This window comes from Paracoccus sp. (in: a-proteobacteria) (assembly GCF_046462195.1).
GTDB lineage: Bacteria > Pseudomonadota > Alphaproteobacteria > Rhodobacterales > Rhodobacteraceae > Paracoccus.
In genome coordinates this window covers 1-2,549 of record NZ_JBKGUN010000205.1, presented here as the reverse complement: position 1 = coordinate 2,549, position 2,549 = coordinate 1, and the positions used below count along the sequence as shown (strand labels likewise).

Sequence of the window (2,549 nt, the reverse complement as noted above, 5' to 3'; positions counted from 1 at the left end):
CCCAGAACATCGTCTGGACCACCCCCCAGGGCGGAGACGGGCCAAACTACCCGAACATGTGATGGACTTAACATTGCAGGATACAGTGAAACCTTCGCTTGCCCGGGGGTACCTTCGGACATGGACAGGCGCGGTCGCCATATCTTTCGTTGAACCTTCCTTGCCCGCCCACGCGTTGCTTCTTCGAGCCATGCGAGAGACCCTTGTTCGAGGAAGGACAACCAGATGACCCATGCCATTCTGACATTTGAAGGCCATGCTCCCATAGAAGGAACGATCGAGGCCGGCGGCGACTATATCAAGTTCCGCACCCAAGCAGAGCTGAGTGAAAACGACATGGGCTCGATGCGGAACGGAACGATCGAGATCGAGGGCAAGAGCGAAACCGTGCTGCTGGAAAGTGCGCATCCGCATCGCGCCGTTTCGGGAATCGAACCGGATGAGGATTGCCTGCAACTGACCCTGCGCCGGCACTCGCCTCCCATTTCCTGACCAGTCCTGCAAGGGCAAGGCTGAACCTGATCCCGGATCAGGCGCAGCCTCCTGCTCGACCTCCGACCAGTGTGGCAATGCAGACGCTGTTCCAATACGCTGCCGGCGTCAGAATGATTGAAAGCCTGTGCTGATTTTAAGAACCAGCCCATACCGGTTGGGCAGGTACTGACGTCCGGGCGAAAGACACATCATCCGTCAATCACCACCCTTGCACATTGGAAAAGCGCCGCCCGCAAAAGATGCGGGCGGCGCCGGTATTTTGTTCCAGATCTGGTCGCCGCCTATTCGGCGGCTTCGCGATGGGTTTCGGGCAGTTGACCTGCCAGAACCTCTTCGGCCTTGGCCTGCCTGTTCTTGACGGAACTGGTCCACTGGCCCCAGACCGCTGCGTCGATCTGATCGCCATTGTTGCCCAAGTTCTGCAGGCGCCGCTGATCCTCGTCGGTCAGCACCTGGTCAGGCAGCGGACCCATGTTGCGGACATCATCGGCCGTGACACCGATGATCTCGCCCACGCGCCGGCCATAGTCGTCATGGACCATCAGCAGGTGCCAGACCATCCGCTCCTGCACGTCGCGTTCACACTGGGACAGCATGTCGCCCATGGTCTTGATCAGGTCGTCGCGTTCCCAGTCCATCATCGTGCAGAAACGCCCACGGGCCTGCACATAATCGTTGCGGCGTTCCAGCACGCTTTGCGTCAGGCGGCCGCTGATCTCGGGCGGGTTGTTCGGCTTGCGTTCGGCCTCGCGCAGTCCCTTATGGATCGACGGTTCATAGTTGACCGACGGGTTCTGCCCCGGCGCCTTGTCGCGATAGAACGACATCTGGCCGCCCGACTGGTTGGTCGCCACTGCGGCACTTTTCGGCTGGTTCACCGGCAGTTGCAGATAGTTCGGTCCGACGCGATAGCGTTGCGTGTCGGAGTAAGAGAACGTCCGCCCGACCAGCATCTTGTCATCGGAAAACTCCAGCCCGTCCACCAGCACGCCTGTGCCCATGGCGATCTGCTCGTTCTCGTTGAAGAAATCCTCGACGTTGCGGTTCAGCGTCATGGTGCCGACATGGCGCAGCGGGAAATCCTTTTCCGGCCAGATCTTGGTGTCGTCCAGCGGATCCCAGTCCAGTTCGGGATGATCGTGATCCTCCATGATCTGCACATACATGTCCCACTGGGGGAAATTGCCCATCTCGATGGCGGTGAACAGGTCCTTGGAGGCCGAGCCCAGATCCTGACCCTGCACCTTGGCGGCCTCTTCGCCGGTCAGGCTGGCCACGCCCTGACGCGGGTGGAAGTGGTACTTGACCAGCACCGTATCGCCATTCGCGTTCACCATCTTGTAGGTGTTGACGCCAAAGCCCTCCATGTGACGATAGCTGGCCGGAATGCCGCGCGGGCTGAACAGGTGCGTCAGCATGTGCATCGCTTCGGGCGTCTGGCTCATGAAGTCGAAGATGCGGTTGGGTTCCTGGCGGAAGGTCACGGGATCGGGCTTGAGCGAGTGGATCACGTCGGGAAACTTGATCGCATCACGGATGAAGAACACGGCCAAGTTGTTGCCTACCAGATCCCAGTTACCGTCCTCGGTATAGAACTTGACGGCAAAGCCGCGCGGGTCACGGGCGGCTTCGGAACTGTCGCGCCCGCCGATCACGGTCGAGAAGCGGATGGCCAGCGGCGTCTTCTTGCCCTTGTCCTGGAACAGCTTTGCGCGGGTATATGTCGAAGCCGGCTCGTCGCCGATCATGCCTGTCGCCTCGAACTCGCCATAGCACACGAAGCCGCGTGCATGAACGACCCGCTCGGGAATGCGTTCGCGGTCGAAGTGAGAGATCTTTTCCAGGAACTGGTAATTTTCCAGCGTCGCCGGACCGCGTGATCCGACCGTGCGCTGGGATTGGTTGTTTGACACGGGATGGCCCTGCCGGGTGGTCAGAACCCGGTCCTCTCGCGCCTGCGGGCGCATGGTGTCGTCCTTGCGTTCGGTCATGTCTGGTAATCCCCCTCGATCGATTGGACCCATAACAAGGGCGCAACCGGTCAGGAAGTTCCC

At 60.3% G+C, this 2,549-nt stretch carries 2 protein-coding genes; one reads left to right on the top strand and one right to left on the bottom strand.

Annotated elements, in window-relative coordinates; all coding sequences use genetic code 11:
- Window positions 1-225 precede the first annotated feature (225 nt).
- Window positions 226-492, top strand: coding sequence for a hypothetical protein (locus ACLHHB_RS12680; RefSeq protein WP_410218643.1), 267 nt, complete (start codon window positions 226-228; stop codon window positions 490-492).
- A 284-nt stretch (window positions 493-776) separates the two neighbouring features.
- Here the strand turns inward: ACLHHB_RS12680 and ACLHHB_RS12675 are convergent, their stop codons facing one another.
- Entirely contained in the window at window positions 777-2,486 is a 1,710-nt protein-coding gene (locus ACLHHB_RS12675; RefSeq protein ID WP_410218642.1) for a catalase, read from the bottom strand.
- Between the last annotated feature and the right edge of the window lie 63 nt (window positions 2,487-2,549).

Bases quoted from the DNA above. Each gene is read 5' to 3' on its own strand.
- ACLHHB_RS12680 (WP_410218643.1), top strand. From the start codon at position 226: ATGACCCATGCCATTCTGACATTTGAAGGCCATGCTCCCATAGAAGGA.
- ACLHHB_RS12675 (WP_410218642.1), bottom strand. From the start codon at position 2,486: ATGACCGAACGCAAGGACGACACCATGCGCCCGCAGGCGCGAGAGGAC.